This window comes from Candidatus Symbiopectobacterium endolongispinus, from assembly GCF_018777385.1.
Lineage (GTDB): Bacteria > Pseudomonadota > Gammaproteobacteria > Enterobacterales > Enterobacteriaceae > Symbiopectobacterium > Symbiopectobacterium endolongispinus.
This window is the reverse complement of sequence record NZ_JAFJYB010000002.1, coordinates 365565-381747: the sequence shown is the minus strand read 5'-3', so window position 1 is coordinate 381747 and position 16183 is coordinate 365565. Positions and strand designations below refer to the sequence as shown.

The 16183-nt window shown below is 51.0% G+C and carries 7 protein-coding genes and 11 pseudogenes; 9 read left to right on the top strand and 9 right to left on the bottom strand.

The window, feature by feature from the left end:
* Positions 1–74: 74 nt before the first annotated feature.
* Both ada and alkB read left to right on the top strand, forming a co-directional pair.
* On the top strand, positions 75–1169 hold the full coding sequence (gene ada / locus JZM30_RS08570) for a bifunctional DNA-binding transcriptional regulator/O6-methylguanine-DNA methyltransferase Ada (RefSeq protein ID WP_252318345.1): 1095 nt from the start codon (positions 75–77) through the stop codon (positions 1167–1169).
* Positions 1159–1797 (top strand): DNA oxidative demethylase AlkB, encoded by a 639-nt coding sequence (alkB, locus tag JZM30_RS08565; protein ID WP_252318344.1) that lies wholly within the window; start codon positions 1159–1161, stop codon positions 1795–1797. The genes ada and alkB overlap by 11 nt, the downstream gene beginning before the upstream one ends.
* A 201-nt stretch (positions 1798–1998) precedes the next feature.
* Here the strand turns inward: alkB and JZM30_RS08560 are convergent.
* The 7 genes and pseudogenes from JZM30_RS08560 to JZM30_RS08530 all read right to left on the bottom strand — a co-directional run bounded on the left by JZM30_RS08560 (position 1999) and on the right by JZM30_RS08530 (position 8702).
* Positions 1999–3505, bottom strand: a pseudogene (locus tag JZM30_RS08560) (FAD-dependent oxidoreductase).
* Between the two features lie 219 nt (positions 3506–3724).
* Positions 3725–4072 carry an FMN-binding protein gene (locus JZM30_RS08550; RefSeq protein WP_252318797.1) on the bottom strand — a complete coding sequence of 116 codons (348 nt, stop codon included), beginning with the start codon at positions 4070–4072 and terminating at the stop codon, positions 3725–3727.
* A gap of 415 nt (positions 4073–4487) precedes the next feature.
* Positions 4488–4799 carry a hypothetical protein gene (locus JZM30_RS23915; RefSeq protein WP_308167147.1) on the bottom strand — a complete coding sequence of 104 codons (312 nt, stop codon included), beginning with the start codon at positions 4797–4799 and terminating at the stop codon, positions 4488–4490.
* Positions 4771–5526: an MFS transporter gene (locus JZM30_RS23910; protein ID WP_308167146.1), complete on the bottom strand. Its 756-nt coding sequence runs from the start codon at positions 5524–5526 to the stop codon at positions 4771–4773. The genes JZM30_RS23915 and JZM30_RS23910 overlap by 29 nt, the downstream gene beginning before the upstream one ends.
* A gap of 3 nt (positions 5527–5529) precedes the next feature.
* Positions 5530–6493, bottom strand: a pseudogene (nrfD, locus tag JZM30_RS08540) (cytochrome c nitrite reductase subunit NrfD).
* A pseudogene (locus JZM30_RS08535) lies at positions 6486–7199 on the bottom strand (4Fe-4S dicluster domain-containing protein). The pseudogenes nrfD and JZM30_RS08535 overlap by 8 nt, the downstream one beginning before the upstream one ends.
* Before the next feature lie 552 nt (positions 7200–7751).
* A pseudogene (locus JZM30_RS08530) lies at positions 7752–8702 on the bottom strand (alpha/beta hydrolase fold domain-containing protein).
* A gap of 421 nt (positions 8703–9123) precedes the next feature.
* Between JZM30_RS08530 and JZM30_RS08525 the strand changes: the two are divergent.
* From JZM30_RS08525 to JZM30_RS08500, 6 pseudogenes are all read left to right on the top strand, one after another.
* A pseudogene (locus JZM30_RS08525) lies at positions 9124–10031 on the top strand (LysR family transcriptional regulator).
* Between the two features lie 274 nt (positions 10032–10305).
* Positions 10306–11400 (top strand): annotated as a pseudogene (locus JZM30_RS08520) (D-galactonate dehydratase family protein).
* Between the two features lie 35 nt (positions 11401–11435).
* A pseudogene (uxaC, locus tag JZM30_RS24695) lies at positions 11436–12459 on the top strand (glucuronate isomerase); the annotation flags it as partial.
* Positions 12404–12571: pseudogene (locus JZM30_RS24690) on the top strand (hypothetical protein); the annotation flags it as partial. The pseudogenes uxaC and JZM30_RS24690, both read left to right, overlap by 56 nt.
* A 15-nt stretch (positions 12572–12586) precedes the next feature.
* Positions 12587–13177, top strand: a pseudogene (locus tag JZM30_RS24685) (mannitol dehydrogenase family protein); the annotation flags it as partial.
* Positions 13178–13460: 283 nt separating this feature from the next.
* Positions 13461–14146, top strand: a pseudogene (locus JZM30_RS08500) (GntR family transcriptional regulator).
* A gap of 66 nt (positions 14147–14212) precedes the next feature.
* Here JZM30_RS08500 and ydfZ read toward each other — a convergent pair.
* Both ydfZ and JZM30_RS08490 read right to left on the bottom strand, forming a co-directional pair.
* Positions 14213–14419, bottom strand: coding sequence for a putative selenium delivery protein YdfZ (gene ydfZ / locus JZM30_RS08495; protein WP_286673520.1), 207 nt, complete (start codon positions 14417–14419; stop codon positions 14213–14215).
* Positions 14420–14562: 143 nt separating this feature from the next.
* Positions 14563–15757, bottom strand: a pseudogene (locus tag JZM30_RS08490) (multidrug efflux MFS transporter).
* Positions 15758–16103: 346 nt separating this feature from the next.
* Here JZM30_RS08490 and azuC point away from each other — a divergent pair.
* Positions 16104–16181: a stress response protein AzuC gene (azuC, locus tag JZM30_RS24980; protein WP_498037995.1), complete on the top strand. Its 78-nt coding sequence runs from the start codon at positions 16104–16106 to the stop codon at positions 16179–16181.
* Positions 16182–16183: the final 2 nt, after the last annotated feature.

Here is a 16183-nt window from a genome sequence, read left to right as displayed (position 1 = left end):
AATCAGTCAGGTATTCACCAGACGTAATCTGTAGGGTGTGATCTCTGTTGTGACCAGAGACTGCGAGGTGAGTGATGTCGACAAACGCACGCGCTTTTCCTGAGGAAGAACGTGTTCTACGTGAAAATACATGGTGGGATGCCCTGTGCAGACGCGATAAACAGGCTGATGGTCGTTTTGTCTATTGTGTTAAAACCACGGGGATATTTTGCATGCCTTCTTGTGCGTCCCGATTGCCGCTGCGGGAAAACGTGCAGTTCTTTGTGGATGCGGATGCGGCGCAGCAGGCCGGGTTCCGGCCCTGCAAACGCTGCCGCCCAGGAAATCCGTCTCGTGAACAGCGGCAATGTGCGGCTATTGAGCACGCCTACCAACTGATGGCGCAGGCCGAGACATCACTGATATTGGCGCAAGTGGCAAAGGCTGTGGGTATCAGCCCCTACCATTTTCACCGGCTGTTTAAAGCCCAGGTTGGCGTAACACCAAAACGTTATGCTACCGCGTTGCGTGGTCAGCGTGTGCGCGCCTTGCTGAACGGTAAGGTGCCGGTAACGCAAGCCGCATTGGCGGCGGGTTTTCATTCCAGCGAGCAGTTTTATCAGGAATCTCATCAACTGCTGGGCATGCTGCAGCGCAGTTTTAAACACAAGGGGCAGGGCATGACGATTTATTTTGCTATTGGCTCGTGTTCGCTGGGGGCTGTGCTGGTGGCGGAGAGTGAGCGCGGGGTCTGCGCTGTTTTACTGGGGGATGATGCCACTGCATTGAAAAACGAGCTGTACTCTCTGTTTGTCAATGCGACGTTGGTTGAAGGTGATGCGGCGTTTGAGCAACGCATGGCGCTGGTCATCCGCGCTATTGATTCACCGGGCGCGCCGTTGACGTTACCGCTCGATATTCGTGGCACTGCGTTTCAACTGCGTGTCTGGCAGGCTCTGCGAGACATTCCTCGGGGAACCACGCTCAGCTACCGCGATGTTGCCGAAAAAATTGGTCAGCCGGACGCGGTGCGCGCGGTGGCTGGCGCTTGCGCTGCCAACCGCCTGGCGGTTATTGTTCCTTGCCATCGGGTTATTCGCACCGATGGGGCATTGTCGAGCTATCGGTGGGGCATCGCGCGTAAACGCCAACTGCTGGAGAGCGAGGCAAAGAAATCTCATGACGGATGATCTGTTCGCGCACGAGGGCACTCCGCTCTGGAGCCAGATGCTGGCACCCGGCGCAGTGGTGCTGCGCGGGTTCGCCACTGAGTGTGCGCCAGCGTTAATGCGGATGATTGACCAACTGACGCGCGTGGCACCGTTTCGACAGATGACCACGCCGGGCGGTTTTGTCATGTCGGCCGCCATGAGAAATTGTGGCTCACTGAGCTGGGTGACTGATGTGCTGGGTTATCGTTATTCGCGCCATGATCCCCTCACGGGAGCGCCCTGGCCCGCGATGCCGGTGCTGTTTGCTCAACTGGCGCAACAGGCCGCGCACGAGGCGGGGTTTCCTGACTTTGTTGCCGATGCTTGCCTGATGAACCACTATGCGGTGGGCAGCCGGATGTCATTGCATCAGGATAAAAATGAACGGGATTTTTCCCAGCCGATTGTTTCCGTGTCGCTCGGGTTACCGGCCATCTTCCAGTTTGGCGGTATGCAGCGCAGCGATGCTGTGCAGCGTATCCCGCTGACGCATGGCGATGTGCTGGTGTGGGGCGGACCGTCACGCCTGCGTTTTCACGGTGTGCAGGCCATCAAAGCAGGAACGGAAGATTACCGGTTTAATCTGACGTTTCGTAAGGCGGGGTAGGGAAAAGAGCAATCAGACTGCGACAAAGTCACTTTACTCTTTGTCATCCTCGGCGAAAGCCTGGGATCTCTGTAAGGATAAGCGCGTTTCTTCTGCAAGAGATTCCCGTTTTCGTGGGAATGACAGAGGTGGTGGACGTTACTGTTTTAGATAGGTTTTTCAGCAACCTGCCCCAAAGGCGCAGGTTGCTGGCGAGCAGTATTATTGTTTTTTGAAGTGCATGTAATCCAACGCACTTTCTGCGGCAATACGGCCTGAGTTCATGGCAAAACCGAAGGCGCCACCGCCTAACAGCAGATCGTAATTGTCGCCGTACATGCCGCCTGCGTCATTACCGGTGACATACAGGCCTGGGATGGCATTGCCGTCCTTGTTGATGGCCTGCATCTTCTCGTTAATTTTCACGCCGCCCAGCGTGCCGAGTGCGGCAGGCTGCATTTTAACAGCATAGAACGGCCCGGTTTTCACCGGACGCAGGTAATCCATGTTCTTGTTGAACACTTCATCACGTTTTTGCGCGACAAAGACGTTGTTCTGATCGATAGTCTCTTTCAGCACGCTGGCGTCAACGCCCATGGCTTTAGCCAGTGCGTCCAGCGTTTGTGCCTTGTAGACAAAGCCGCGGTTTTTCTGGAGCTCTTCATCAAACTTGGTGAGTTTGGTGTTAGCGATAACCCATTCACCGATCGGTACGTCGATCCCGTCGTTCACGTAATGTTTACGTGAGGTTTCATCAAAGATGGAGTACATGATGCCGCCAGCTTTGGAGAACGCATTAACGGAGTGAGGCCAAATAATCACGTTGGATTCATCGGTAAAACGACGGCCATGGGTATCTACCCAAAGATAAGGTTGGCGTGCAGCGGCCAGCATGTGGGAGTTTGGTGCGTAGTCTGGCAGGCCAGGGCGGTAAGCTTGCAGTACGCCCATTCCTTCATCTTTGGCGCCGGCTTTCCGGGCCATTTTGATCCCGTCTCTATCTTTACCGACGTTGCCAATCATGATGGTATCTGGGAAGGCGACGTATTTTTGCAGCATCTCTTTGTTGTTGGCATAACCACCGGTGGCGACGGTAACCGCTTTGGCATCGATCTGGATGGTGTTGCCTTGCTCGTCTTGCGCCGTCACGCCGGTGACTTTGCCGTCTTTCACGATCAGGTCTTTACCGGCGGTTTTCACCATTGTGGTGACATCCATGTTTTTAAACTGCTCATGGAAGGTTTTGATCAGGAAACGACCATGGCCCGGTCCGTCAATAACGTGCCAGGTCAACATCCAGCCTGCCCCCCCCCCCAGGACCGATGTATTCGAACTTGATACCCTTGGATTTCACCCATTCGATGGTATCGGCAGAACGGTTAACAAACGCGCGAACCACGAACGGGTTAGCCAGCCAGTGGCTGTATTCCATGATGGTTTTGAACGCCATGTCTGGGGTAACGATAATCCCCTGACGTTTTTGCATGGAACTGTTTGCGGCGAAGATCCCTTCCGCAAAATTCCTGGTGCCGCCGACCACACCTTGTTTTTCCAACAGAATCACTTTCGCGCCTTTTTCGGCTGCGGCCATGGTGGCGGATGTGCCTGAAGCCCCGGCACCGATAATCACCACGTCAGCCGTTTTTACGATAGTTTCTGCATTGACAGCGCCGGTACTCAACAGGGATAAACAGGCGGCTGCAATCAGCGTTCTCCTGACTATTTTCATATACTCTCCACTCTCAATGGTTGTAATAAAAATATTGATGCGATGGTTTTACTCTTATTATTCCCCAACTTGTTTTTGGCAAAAGGGGGCCATGCTCGCGTTATCCTTTTTAAGGTAAAAAAGAAATAACGCGTAGTCGCTATCCTGCCGATATTATTCAGCATGGATGTTTAATTTAAATGTTCATTTTGCAGCGAGGCTGCGAGAAATAAATAACAGTTATTTAGTGACTTTTGCTTGATTATAAGCGTTACCCGCCGCTTCTAATGCAGCTTCGCTGGTTAAGGTAGCGCCAGACACGCCATCAATGTTGACACTCTGTTTTTCAACGAAGCTTTTAGCCAACACTTTTGCCGCTTCCCCGCCCACTTCTGGGGTTTCAGAAAGCGCGTCAACCGTGGCTTTATTGATTTTTCCTTGTGCATCCACATCGAGTGTAACAGTCACGTCACCACCGATACCGGTGCTGGCGGAAGAATAGGTGCCTGCTTTAAAATCGCCGTCTGCAAAAGCGAAGCTTGATGCAATCAGCAGACAAAAAGCTGCCGTACCCTGAAATGTTTTCATATCAACGGTTCCAATAAAAAGTGTATAAATATTCAATGTAATATTGAACGGGGAAAATTATTGCGTGTGCTCTCCTTTATCTCCCATGAATAAAATGATGGCCGTCATCTTCATTAAGATGCATGAATATAAAGCAACAAATGGGTAATCCGATACCGAGTAAAATAAATAACAAGCTGGAGCTGTTTAAATTAATAGTGCTCTCCATGCGGGTAAGAAAACGCAGCATGGGAAAGGTTAACGCCATGCTTACCATAATGGAGAGCAACTGAGTCACCGTCATAATATTATTGTCGTTGTTATAGGTATGGTGACTCAGGTTGCTGAAGGCCAGTGTGCTCTCTGCGGAATGTAGCGTCGAAATCAAAATGCCGAGCAACACTGCAATAATACCGATGAAGATGGTGGCGTTCTCCTACACTGCGGCACCCATGGCAAAAATACACAGTGAGGTAAAGACCGTGGTGTGCAGCAGCAGCTTGCGGTAGCCAATCCGTTTGATCAGTGGTTCAAAGCCCAGTTTAGAGAGCAGAGCACCGCTGGAAAACAGCAGCAAAATCAAGCTGACGGTAGCGGGGTCATACGCTAATTGGGTTTGCAGCATCAGCGACATCACCACCGGAATTGAAGAGAGTAAAATGCGCGTGACGATACCGCTGGTCACGCCGATGGAAAACGTTTTAATGGTAAACAGGTTTTCACGCGGTTGAGGCCGCGCGGTAAGCATATCCCGTTTGAAATAGAGGAATGCCAGGCCGAATCCGCTGAGGGCCAATGCGGCGCTCAGTGGGAGGCCGATGATGTTTTTTTGGCATCGCTATCAGCAGAAAGGTGCCCAGGAACAGCATACCGACCAGCAGCATCAGTTTGTAAGTGTCTCCGCGAAAATGTGGAACCTGCATACTGGCGGGAATATGCGTTCTGGCAAGCCACAGACACATCAGGCACAGAGGAATATTAAGTACGAAGATCAGACGCCACGACAGTACATTGACCATCAAACTCCCCACAACTGGGCCAATCATGGTGCCCAGTAACCCCAGTAGGGTAATGCGGTTGAGGAATAGGAGTTTCATGGTATCTGGCGTGGTCCTCAAAATGATGGTTCTGATTATCGGCAGCATCAACGCGCCGCCGATCCCTTGCATAAACCGAAACGTGCTCAGGCTGACGATAGACGTCACAGTGACGCACAGCAGCGAGCCGGTCATAAAAATGGCGATGGCGACAAGGTAGGTGTTGCGTTCACCCAGTCGCTCTGCCATCCAGCCATTAACGGGGGTGAAAGCCACCACGGTGACAACATAGGAGATAACGATCAGCTCCATATGCAGCACCGGTTGGTGGAGCGCCTCCGTAATGGCTGGCAGTGCGATATACAGCATCGTCGTGTCGACGGATTGCATAAAAAAAGTGATGGATGCAATCCAGAACAGAGCCCACGACGTCTTCATGGTTTAGGCTACTGTCATCTGGCCGGCGTACATTACAAACATACGCAGCAGGAACACACCGAGCAGACTGAGACCTGCCATAAACGCCATTTGCTTGCGGCTTGGTGCACTGTCGTAGCTCTTAAGGAACCAGGCAATAAGCGGAACCGCAATGCCCACGCTGATGACCCCAATCCAGAATACGCCGCCCCAGAATCCGGTCAGTGCGTTATGTGCCGACAGGGTTTTCTGACCGCCGCCCAACAGCAATCCGACAAAGAAGCCGAACAATAAGAAGATCTATGCGAACACCACCGGATTTTCAATCTTGTGGATGAAATGCAGAGTGCCCTTGTGTTCAGCAATAAACCGGCGATTAAAAGCACCGGCCAACAGCGCGACCGCAATGCCTGACGTGGTGCCCGAGGCAAGAAACAGCACCGGCAGTACCGGGTTGTCCAACATCGGGAAAGATTTGAGCGCTGACAGCAGGAAACCGGTATAGCAGCCCAACAGGATTGCCAACACCAACAGCGTGTTTTCAAACCAACTGATACGTTTCTGGATAATGGCACTCAGGTTACGCACCAGAGAGAGCAGGCCACCGTTGTTGAACTTGCTCACCAGCGTCAGGAGTTCATCGCGGTACAGGCTGACCAGCCACAGGATGATAAACACGAAGTAGACCTGAAACAGCATCACACCGAGCGACATGATGGAACCAGGGTTTATAGAAGACCATCAGATACCAGAAGGTCATCGGGCGAGTCAGGTGGAAGATCAGAATAATCAGACCGACCATCACCGACAACGGTGCCACGATCGCCGTCGCGATAACGATAGGGTTTTTACCGCTGTACTCTGCGGGCACATAATATTTCAGCAGCATCGTCAGGGTGATCATGCCAGCGGAAATGCCCACCAAAAGCAGATAGATGGCAATGGGCCAGTCCCATACCAGCGTGTCGAAGTGGAAAGCATTAAGCATTGTCGATTACCCCGCGTTTGCCAGGAATGCGATAGAGCTGCGGTTCGGTACCCAGATACACTTTGGAGCGATAGGTCGGGTTCGCGAGGATCATTTGAGAAATATCGCTGGCCGGATCGTTCAAATCACCGAACACCAGTGCGTGGGTCGGACAGATCTCGACGCAGGCTGGTTTTTTGCCTGCGGCCAGATTGGTCTCACGGCAGAAGTTACACTTATCGGCGGTATTGGTCACTGGGTTGATAAAGCGTACGTGGTAAGGGCAGGCCGCGATGCAATAGCGGCAGCCTACGCAGCGCTTGTCATTGACGTCGACGATGCCGGTAAGCGCATCCTTAAAGGAAGCGCCGGTCGGGCACACGGAAACGCACGGCGGGTTTTCGCAATGCTGACAGGATTTACGGAAATATTGGCGTACAGCACGACTGGTCGAAGTGCGTGGAATATTAACCTAGGTCAGGATCTCGAGGCGGGTAACGCTATCGGGGACATTGTTGGTCTCTTTACAGGCACCGATACAGGCTTTACAGCCGATACACAGTGACTCGTTGTGCGGCATGCCATAACGTACCCCTTTCGGAGCGCCGGTAGCGGGTGTTGCGTTTTGCGGTGCAGCCTCATTTGCTAATGCCAATGAGGAACTGCCAGTCACAAAAATGGCACTCCCCATGTAGGCAAGAAATCGGCGGCGGGGATGATCTTCCATAACATCACCTTCAGTATTGAATGCTAGTTGATGTAGTCATGCTGATGTCGGTACCGAAAAATCGTCGGGTGATTGGCTTTTGTAATGTCTGATTCGTTGCGACGCAGTGTGGAAGAACTCCCCTGAGACAGTGAACAAAAACTTTTTTATATCGGTACCCAGCAGGCATCAGAAATTTTTTATCGATAAAAAATATAAGACGCACGTAAACCATGAGCTTCCTATGGGTTTTATTTGACCATACCTCATAGTGATTAGAGTGTGCAGTAAATCACATTTGCGGGTTTGAAGATTAATATAAAAGTTATCTGGATTTATTATAAATTTCAGGAAGATAAATATAGCGTGTAATTAAATATCATGAGCGACTGTGAATGAAAAGTAAATAATGTAATAGAGTCAATTGAGAATCATTTTTATCAACGGGGAATAGTGTGATCGGCTTATAAATAATGATGAAAACTGTGATGTGAGAGTATCAGCGTTTACGGGGGAAAGCGCGCCTGAATATTCAGGCGCGCAGGTGAGGAATATGTTAAAGTATTGTGAATATTAGCCCTTTAAATGCTTATCCAAGAACTGGATCACAATTTTCATGATCTCTGGCTGCATCCAGTAATCACCGCCGTGCTGTGCGTTGTTCACCGAGTAATACGTAGAATCAATGCCTTTTTGTAATAATGCCTGATGCAGTATTTCCGTTTGGCGCGGCGAGACAATGGTGTCCTTGGTACCGTGCATAATCAGGAACGTAGGAGTATTGCTGTTAATGTAATTGATGGGGTTAGCGGCGGCAGCGTGTTCAGGATAGCGTGTTATCGGGCCGCCATAGTTGAACACGGAAGTGCCGTTCACCCAAATAGCCTCGGTTGCTGACGCGGAGGTGTGTTTTTGTACCACATCATCGGGGAAGCCTTCGCCAACGCGTAGTAAATCGGAGAGTCTGTAGAAATCGATCACGGCCTGAACCTGACTGTTTTGATCCAGATTTTCCCCTTTATCAAACTGTTTGTCGCCGTTCGATGTGCCGGTAAAGGCAGCCAGATAGCCGCCAGCGGACGCGCCGAATACCGCAAGATGCGCGCCGTCAATGCCAAATTTCCCTGACTGTGCCCGCAGGTAACGCACCGCTGATTTCACATCTTCAAGCGGTGCGGGAAACAGCACGGTCGGTGCTACACGATATTCCATGCTGGCAACCACATAGCCTGCCTCGGCCATCGCCAGGCGCTGCTGAACGTAGTTATCCTTGTTGGCGTTGATAAAACCACCGCCAGTGACAAACAGCACGGCGGGCAGGGCTTTGGGCTATTCAGGCTGCAAAATATCCATTTTCAGCGCCACGTTAGAATAGCCGCGCATTTGCACCTGAGAGAAAACCACGTTGGAGATCAATTTTACCGATGGAACACTCTTCTTTATGGACAACGTATGTAACGGCGCATCCGCGATAGCGGCAGTAGCGGGTAAGCAACCTAAGGTACAAGGCAGGCACAGCGCCATCGATTTATTGTTGGTAGACATCATCATTCCTTAGTGATTAACAAGCATTATTTCCCAACCCCTGTAACCACAGAAATAGGGCGCGCGTGAATAGCGCATCCAAAAAAGAGGTTGACGCTATTCGCGTAAAGAGGCGAATACCTTTTTCGCAGATGAATGCAGCAATGTGTCTTTGCGCACACGCGTGTGCATAACGTGAATAATGAAAAATAGCTTTATGCTGCTAACATCGTTTTATTGAGATGCACGTTCCCCGTGCCATTTATGCAACCTGGCATTCACATATAAATAATATATATTGTTTTGTTAAGCGGAATTCATTTAAGCACGTTCGGCAACATGCTATTTGTGTCTCTTGTCACATTTGTTTTTTGTGTGTTAATATAATAGTTATATCTATTAATTATAAATTAAGGCATCAATGATAAATATTAAGCGCCTTGTCTACTATCATGAGCTGATTCGCATCGGTAGCTTCACTAAAGCAGCGAAAACGCTGAAATTTCCCAGGCGTTTCTTTCGCAGGAGATAGCGCTCCTGGAGCAGGAAACAGAAAGAAAACTGATAAATCGCACGACGCGCCAATTTTCCCTGACTCCTTTTGGTAAGGCATTTGCCAAAAAAAATACGGGGTATAATTAGAGAATATTACGATATTGAGCAATTTATTCGTGGTTATGAAGACAGCCATGATGGTGCATTGTTAGTCGGTGTTCTTCCGATATTCAATCGTCTGCGGCATTACGAAATCTTTAGCCAGTTTCAACGGCGCTATCCTAACATTGAGATGTCATTTATCGACGGTGTCAGCATGGATCTGTTAGAAAAGGTGCGTAACGGCGATCTCCATTTCTCCTATTCTACACCGTTTGCCGACTATCAGGACGATCCGCTGTTTGCGCATCAGGTGCTGTATGAAGATCAACTGGTGGCCGTGATGGCGAGCAATCATCCGTTGGCGCAGCACAAAACGCTGAGCTTTGAAACTCTGGCGCAGGCGCGGTTGATCGTGCCGCAGAAAGGCACCGGTGAGCATGCCATTGTTTCTGATGCCTATACCAAGCAGGGGTTGAAACCCAGCTATTTCCGCGAATGCAGTAATATCGATATCATCATGGATTTGGTAATGAACCAGAACGGTGTGTGTTCTAGTGTACCCAGGTTGCCGGTAGCCTCGAAGGGTTCGATATTACCATCACACCGTTAGAAACCCAGTTGCCACGCATTTTCGCTGTCAGCTACCTCAAACGCAGTGCGCAAATCCCTATGGTTAAGCTCTTTATTGATTTTATTGAAGAAAATCGAATTTCTCTTCGTCCTGCCTGCTAATAATGCCCGGTATCGACCGGGCAGCACTGACTGAATTTCCTCCAACAATTTCCTTGCATCATGTGTAAATGTGAATTCGATCATGTTTTCATACTAAATCTACTTGTATGGTAGTTGGTATTGAAGCCATGATGCATACCCTAAATAATTCGCGTTGCAGGAAGGTGGCAAGTGAACGAATCCCGATGAGCTTACTTGAGTAAGTGATTTGGGTGAGCGAGCGCAGTCAACGCACCTGCAACCTGAAGTATGACGGGTATAGAAGGATATCGATGTGAAAATTGTCAGTGCTGAAGTATTTGTTACTTGTCCAGGGCGTAATTTCGTCACCCTGAAAATTACTACCGAAGACGGTCTGACCGGTATCGGCGATGCTACGCTGAACGGGCGTGAGCTACCGGTCGCTTCCTACCTGAAAGACCATGTTTGCCCGCAGCTCATCGGGCGTGATGCGCAGCAGATTGAGGATATTTGGTAGTTTTTCTACAAAGGGGCCTACTGGCGTCGTGGTCCGGTAACCATGTCAGCCATTTCGGCGGTAGACATGGCGCTGTGGGATATCAAAGGCAAGATTGCCAACATGCCGCTGTATCAACTGCTGGGCGGTGCGGCGCGCACAGGGGTAATGGTTTATTGTCACACCACCGGGCACAGCATTGATGAAGCGCTGGATGATTATGCTAAACACCGCGAAATGGGCTTTAAGGCGATTCGCGTGCGGTGCGGCGTGCCGGGAATGAAAACCACCTACGGCATGGCCAAAGGCAAAGGCTTGGCGTATGAACCGGCCACCAAATGGAACTGGCCCGAAGAACAACTCTGGTCAACGGAGAAGTACCTGGATTTCGCCCCGAAACTGTTTGAAGCGGTTCGTGATAAATACGTCTTTAACGAACACCTGCTGCATGACATGCACCACCGCCTGACACCGATTGCGGTCGGGGAAGTGTTTAACAGTATCTGGGATTGTAAGCAGCTTATCGAAGAACAGCTTATCGACTACATCCGCACCACCATTACGCATGCTGGCGGTATCTCGGGCATGCGCCGTATTGCCGATTTTGCGTCGCTGTATCAGGTTCGTACCGGTTCACACGGCCCGTCCGACTTGCCACCAATCTGCATGGCTGCCGCGCTGCACTTCGATCTCTGGGTGCCAAATTTTGGCGTACAGGAATACATGGGCTACTCCGAACAGATGCTGGAAGTGTTCCCGCACAGTTGGACGTTTGAGGATGGCTACATGCATCCGGGAGAAAAACCGGGGCTGGGCATCGAGTTTGACGAAAAGCTGGCGGCGAAATACCCCTACGAACCGGCCCACCTGCCGGTGGCACGTTTGGAAGACGGCACGCTGTGGAACTGGTAAGTCATCATCAACGGTGATGATGCAGGAGAAAAGCAATGAACTTGATTAACGACAACTTCATGATAGGCAGCCCGACTGGGGTCAAACTCTATCAGCAGGTGGCGCGGGATTTACCGATTATTGACTACCACTGCCATCTGGAAGCCAAAGACATTTATGAAAACCACCGTTTCAGCAGTATCACGGAACTGTGGCTGGCGCGCGATGCGCTCCAACGGTATCCCAGAAGAAAAGATCACGGGTAATGCCTCCCCTGAAGAAAAATTTCAGGCGTGGGCAGAAACCGTTGAAGCGGCATTTGGCAACCCGCTCTATCACTGGACGCATCTGGAACTGAAACAATACTTCGGCATTGATGAGATGCTGAGCAGCCGTAACTGGCGTGACATTATGGATGCCTGCAACCGTCAGTTGCAGGATGATGCCTTCACACCGCGTGCGTTAATGATGCACTCTCGGGTTGAGGTTATTTGCACCACGGATTCGCCGCTGGATTCTCTGCATTATCATCAGTTGTTGAAGCAGGATGCCAGTTTCACTCCCAAAGTGTTACCGACCTTTCGACCGGACGAGTTTTTCTCGCATGACAGACACCAGTTCTCTTCTGCCTTGGTGCGTTTGGCGGAATTGACCGGTGAAACCATTATCCGGTTCACGGATTTTGAGCGTGCGCTGGAAGCGCGGGTGCAGCTTTTCCACGAGGTCGGTTGCCGTATTTCCGATCACGGGCTGGGCGATTTAACCTTTACACCGTTCACCACGGTACAGGGTGATACGGTATTCCTGAAAAAAATGCAGGGTGAAATAATCACCGTAGCGGAAGAGAGTATTTGGCAAAGCGTATTATTTATTACGCTGGCTCGGTTATATAAAAAATATGATTGGGCCATGCAAATTCATTTCGGCGCGATCCGCAATAATAACTAACGCATGTTGGAAAAAGTGGGGATAAATAGCGGGTTTGACGCTATTGCCGATCAACCCCGGTTGGCCGCCAATCTTAATGCATTTCTCAATGCAATGGCCGAGGAGAATCATTTACCCAGGACAATCATTTATAACTTATACGCAGCCTACAATGACATTGTGGCTTCGACGATTGCCAACTTCCAGTACGGCGAAGAGGGGGGGGGTTAAATCACCGCTTCAGTTCGGGTCAGGCTGGTGGTTCAACGATACGCGCCGTGGCATGTTGAATGGCAGCCACTCCTTCCTGGCGTATCTCGGTTATCTGGCTGGTTATGCGCACATCAGCGACTGTATGCAGGATGAGGCGTTAGTCAAAGCGGCACATCACCTGATGCTGCAAGAGCAGGCTCCCACGCTGCGCACGCAGGGGGTCGATCTGGCGGCTTACGCCGACGCACTATTGCAGCGTTACCGCAACCGTGCGTTGAAGCACCGTACCTGGCAAATTGCCATGGACGGCTCGCAGAAACTGCCACAGCGTATGCTGGATTCGATTCGCTGGCATCTGGCGCACGGCAGCCGTTTTGACATGCTGGAGCTCGGTGTGGCCGGGTGGATGCGCTATGTCGGCGGCGTGGATGAGCAAGGGAACACGATTGATATCAGCGATCCGTTGCGTGATGTGCTGGCTGATGTGGTGCGTAACAGTGCTCAAGGAGAAGCCCGCGTACAGGCATTGCTGGGGCTGGAGGCTATCTTTGGACAAGACTTGCCGCAGCAGCGTGAATTTGTCACGACAGTGACCCGCTACTACCAGTCACTGCTTCAGCATGGGGTGAAGCAGACGCTGCGCACGCTGGTTTGGTAATTCCTGTTTTCAGACTGATGATAAAGTCACTTCCTCCCTCGTCATCCTCGGCGAAAGCCGGGGATCTCTGTGAGAATAAATGCGTTTCTTCAGCAAGAGATTCCCGCCTTCGCGGGAATGATGCACGGAGTAAGGCTGTTTTTCAGCAACTTCTAACGTTATCCGCACTGCGGATAACGTTTTTTACGTTTAGCGCCGAGAAAAATATGATGGAAAAGGAGGGTAGGCAAAGCATTAGCATGTATCATGACGAGTAATACTTTCGAATAGTAAAAAGCGATGTATGGAAACTTCCTTTCAGATCAACAGCAATGAGCCGGTAAACCAGCAAATCTATCGTATCCCGCGTAAGGATATCGTGGAATGCGCGATTCCGCCGGGCAAGTTACTGTCAGAAAAAGAGATATCAACCCGTTTTTCCGTTTCGCGCCAGCCGGTACGTGAAGCGTTTCTCAAACTGGCTGAAGCGGGGCTGGTGCAGGTACTGCCGCAGCGCGGTACTTTTGTCATGAAAATTTCCGAACAACGGGTGGCTGACGCGCGTTTTATTCGCTAGGCGCTGGAGTGTGCTATTGCGCGCCGGGCCGCAGAGTTCGGACCGATGAGCAATTACTGGTGTTGGAGCACAATCTGCACCGGCAGGAATTGGCGGCACAGAATGAGCAGATTCGCGAATTTCTAAGCCTGGATGACGATTTTCACCAACTGCTGACGCAGGTGGCAAGGTGTCCACTGGCGTGGGAAACCATCGAATCAATTAAAGCGACCATGGACCGGGTACGCTTTCTCAGTCTGAGTCAGGTTTCCCCACCGCTGAATCTGATCAAGCAGCACTACCTGATTTTTAACAGCCTGAAAGCACACGATCCTGATGCGGCAGAAGCGGCAATCCGCGAGCATCTGCAAGAGATGATCTACTCGATCACGCCGATAGCAGAGCAAAACCGCGATTGGTTCGATCACCCTTAGTGGGGGAGGACGGGAGAGGTCGTGCATCGGGCGCGGTAACACGCCCGAAGGGAAATGGCAGCCGTGTTATGCGCGGCCCAAACGCATCAGTTCATCATGGGAGAAGTATTCGCTGACCCCGTTGAGCTGCACGCATTTGGTTTTACGAACGTCTTCTCGTTTCAGCTTGTCTGCATGAATGGCGGCAATGGTACCCGCCAGACGAGAACCGTTTTGCATTACACGACAGCCCGTTTCAAGCGGGTTTCTGTATCTGTCATACGCTGTGTACATAATAACCTCCTTCGTTGACCACAAAAAACCGCTATCGATCCTACTGCCGAACGGTGGCCGTCGCCAAGGTCAAAGGGGCGTTTTATGAATAATCCGTATATAAATCCTGACGTTATTTACGCCAGGCGATAACGACGGCGCTATCAGGGTTTGGTAGGAATTTGTCGGAAGCGCCAGGCGATATGCAGCGTATTCATTAACACCAGCAGTGCCGTGATGATGAACACCCAGCGAAATCCCATCATGGCGGACACGCTGGAGCCGAGTAACGGACCTGCCACGTTGCCCAGATACATAAAGGACTGGTTATAGCCAAAAATCCGCCAGGTCACCTGCTGGCTGCTGTATTTCAGGAGTAACGCCTGTGTGGCTGGCATCAGTGCGCCATCGGCAAAGCCCAGCAAGAAACGCAGTATCCCCAACTGTAGCGAATCACTGATGGTGGACATCAAACAGAAGAGCAGCACGCAGGTTCCCAGTGCGGCGATCAGGACACGATGTGCGCCGATTTTGTCGCCCAGACGGCCCAATCGGGGCGCTGACAGCAGAGCTGAAACGCCGGGGACGGCAGCGATCACGCCACTGAGAAAGGCGAGATTATTGGTGTCTGGCGTGAGTTCGCGAATAAACAGCGTCAGTATTGGGCTGATGGAGCCGTTAGCGAGCTGAATCATCATGGTGGTGACAAACAGGCTGACGATCAGCGCCGGGTAGGGCAGGGAAGAGAACACCGCTTTGCCACTGAGGCGATTCGCTTTAGCCACCTTGATCACCCCCTTCTTTGATAGTGAACAAGGTGATTAAAAAGCACGTGAACAGTAAGGTGGCAGTGATAAAGAACACGACGCGCAGCCCGACATGGTCAGCGAGAAAGCCGCCGATCAGCGGGCCGATAATCACGCCAGCCACCTGACCGGTTGAAAGTGTGCCCAATGCCCAGCCGCTTTTTTCACGCGGCACTTGTGAGGCGATCAACGCCATGGCATTGGGAATATAGCCGGAGGTTAACCCCATCAAGGTGCGCAGAATAAACAGATGCCAGACGTTGCTGGCCATGCCCTGTAGCGCCATGACGATAGCCATGCCCAGCGCGGCGCGCAGCAGCATCAGCTTGCGCCCTTTGCGAACGGCCAGACTCCCCCATAGCGGCGCGACGATGGCCGAGACCAGAAATGAAGAGCTGAAAATCAGCCCTGACCACAAACTTAGAGATGCGTGGTCGGTGACGCCGAGTTGTTTAATATAGAGCGGCAGGAACGGCAGAATCTGGCTCATGCCAAGGCCAGTAAAAAAGCATCCCACCCAGGCGGCGTATAAGTTGAGTTTCCAGGTTTCCATGGCGTCCTGCATGCCGTCGCAGCGCGGCAGCGTTACGGGTAAAACAGCGATATCGGCGCGATATTGGCCGCTGAACGAACTTGCCTTCACGGCGACAGCTGGGAAACTATCACTCTAGGTGATTAAAAGTTCTTCATATTTTAATACGATAACATAACGGGCGCCGAGATGAGCTATTTGCACGTGTGAATATCACCAGTTTCTGAACGTGACAGTAAGTATACAATTTTTTTGTGATGTACATCACAAAAACTTGCGTCTGGACGATGACGCGCGTACACTCTGTTAATAGAAGACAACATCACCTGCAACTTCATTATCGGTAACGTTAAAAAGGCCAAAAATCGTGCGTAACTTACTGAAAAGAATCCTGGCTGCTTATGTTCTTGCCCACAAAGATGTTTCGCCGGGCGCTATGTACTGATA

Coding starts and splice junctions, on each gene's coding strand:
- JZM30_RS23910 (WP_308167146.1), bottom strand. CDS start 5,526: ATGAAGACGTCGTGGGCTCTGTTCTGGATTGCATCCATCACTTTTTTT.
- ada (WP_252318345.1), top strand. CDS start 75: ATGTCGACAAACGCACGCGCTTTTCCTGAGGAAGAACGTGTTCTACGT.
- ydfZ (WP_286673520.1), bottom strand. CDS start 14,419: ATGTACACAGCGTATGACAGATACAGAAACCCGCTTGAAACGGGCTGT.
- JZM30_RS08550 (WP_252318797.1), bottom strand. CDS start 4,072: ATGAAAACATTTCAGGGTACGGCAGCTTTTTGTCTGCTGATTGCATCA.
- JZM30_RS23915 (WP_308167147.1), bottom strand. CDS start 4,799: ATGCTTACCGCGCGGCCTCAACCGCGTGAAAACCTGTTTACCATTAAA.
- alkB (WP_252318344.1), top strand. CDS start 1,159: ATGACGGATGATCTGTTCGCGCACGAGGGCACTCCGCTCTGGAGCCAG.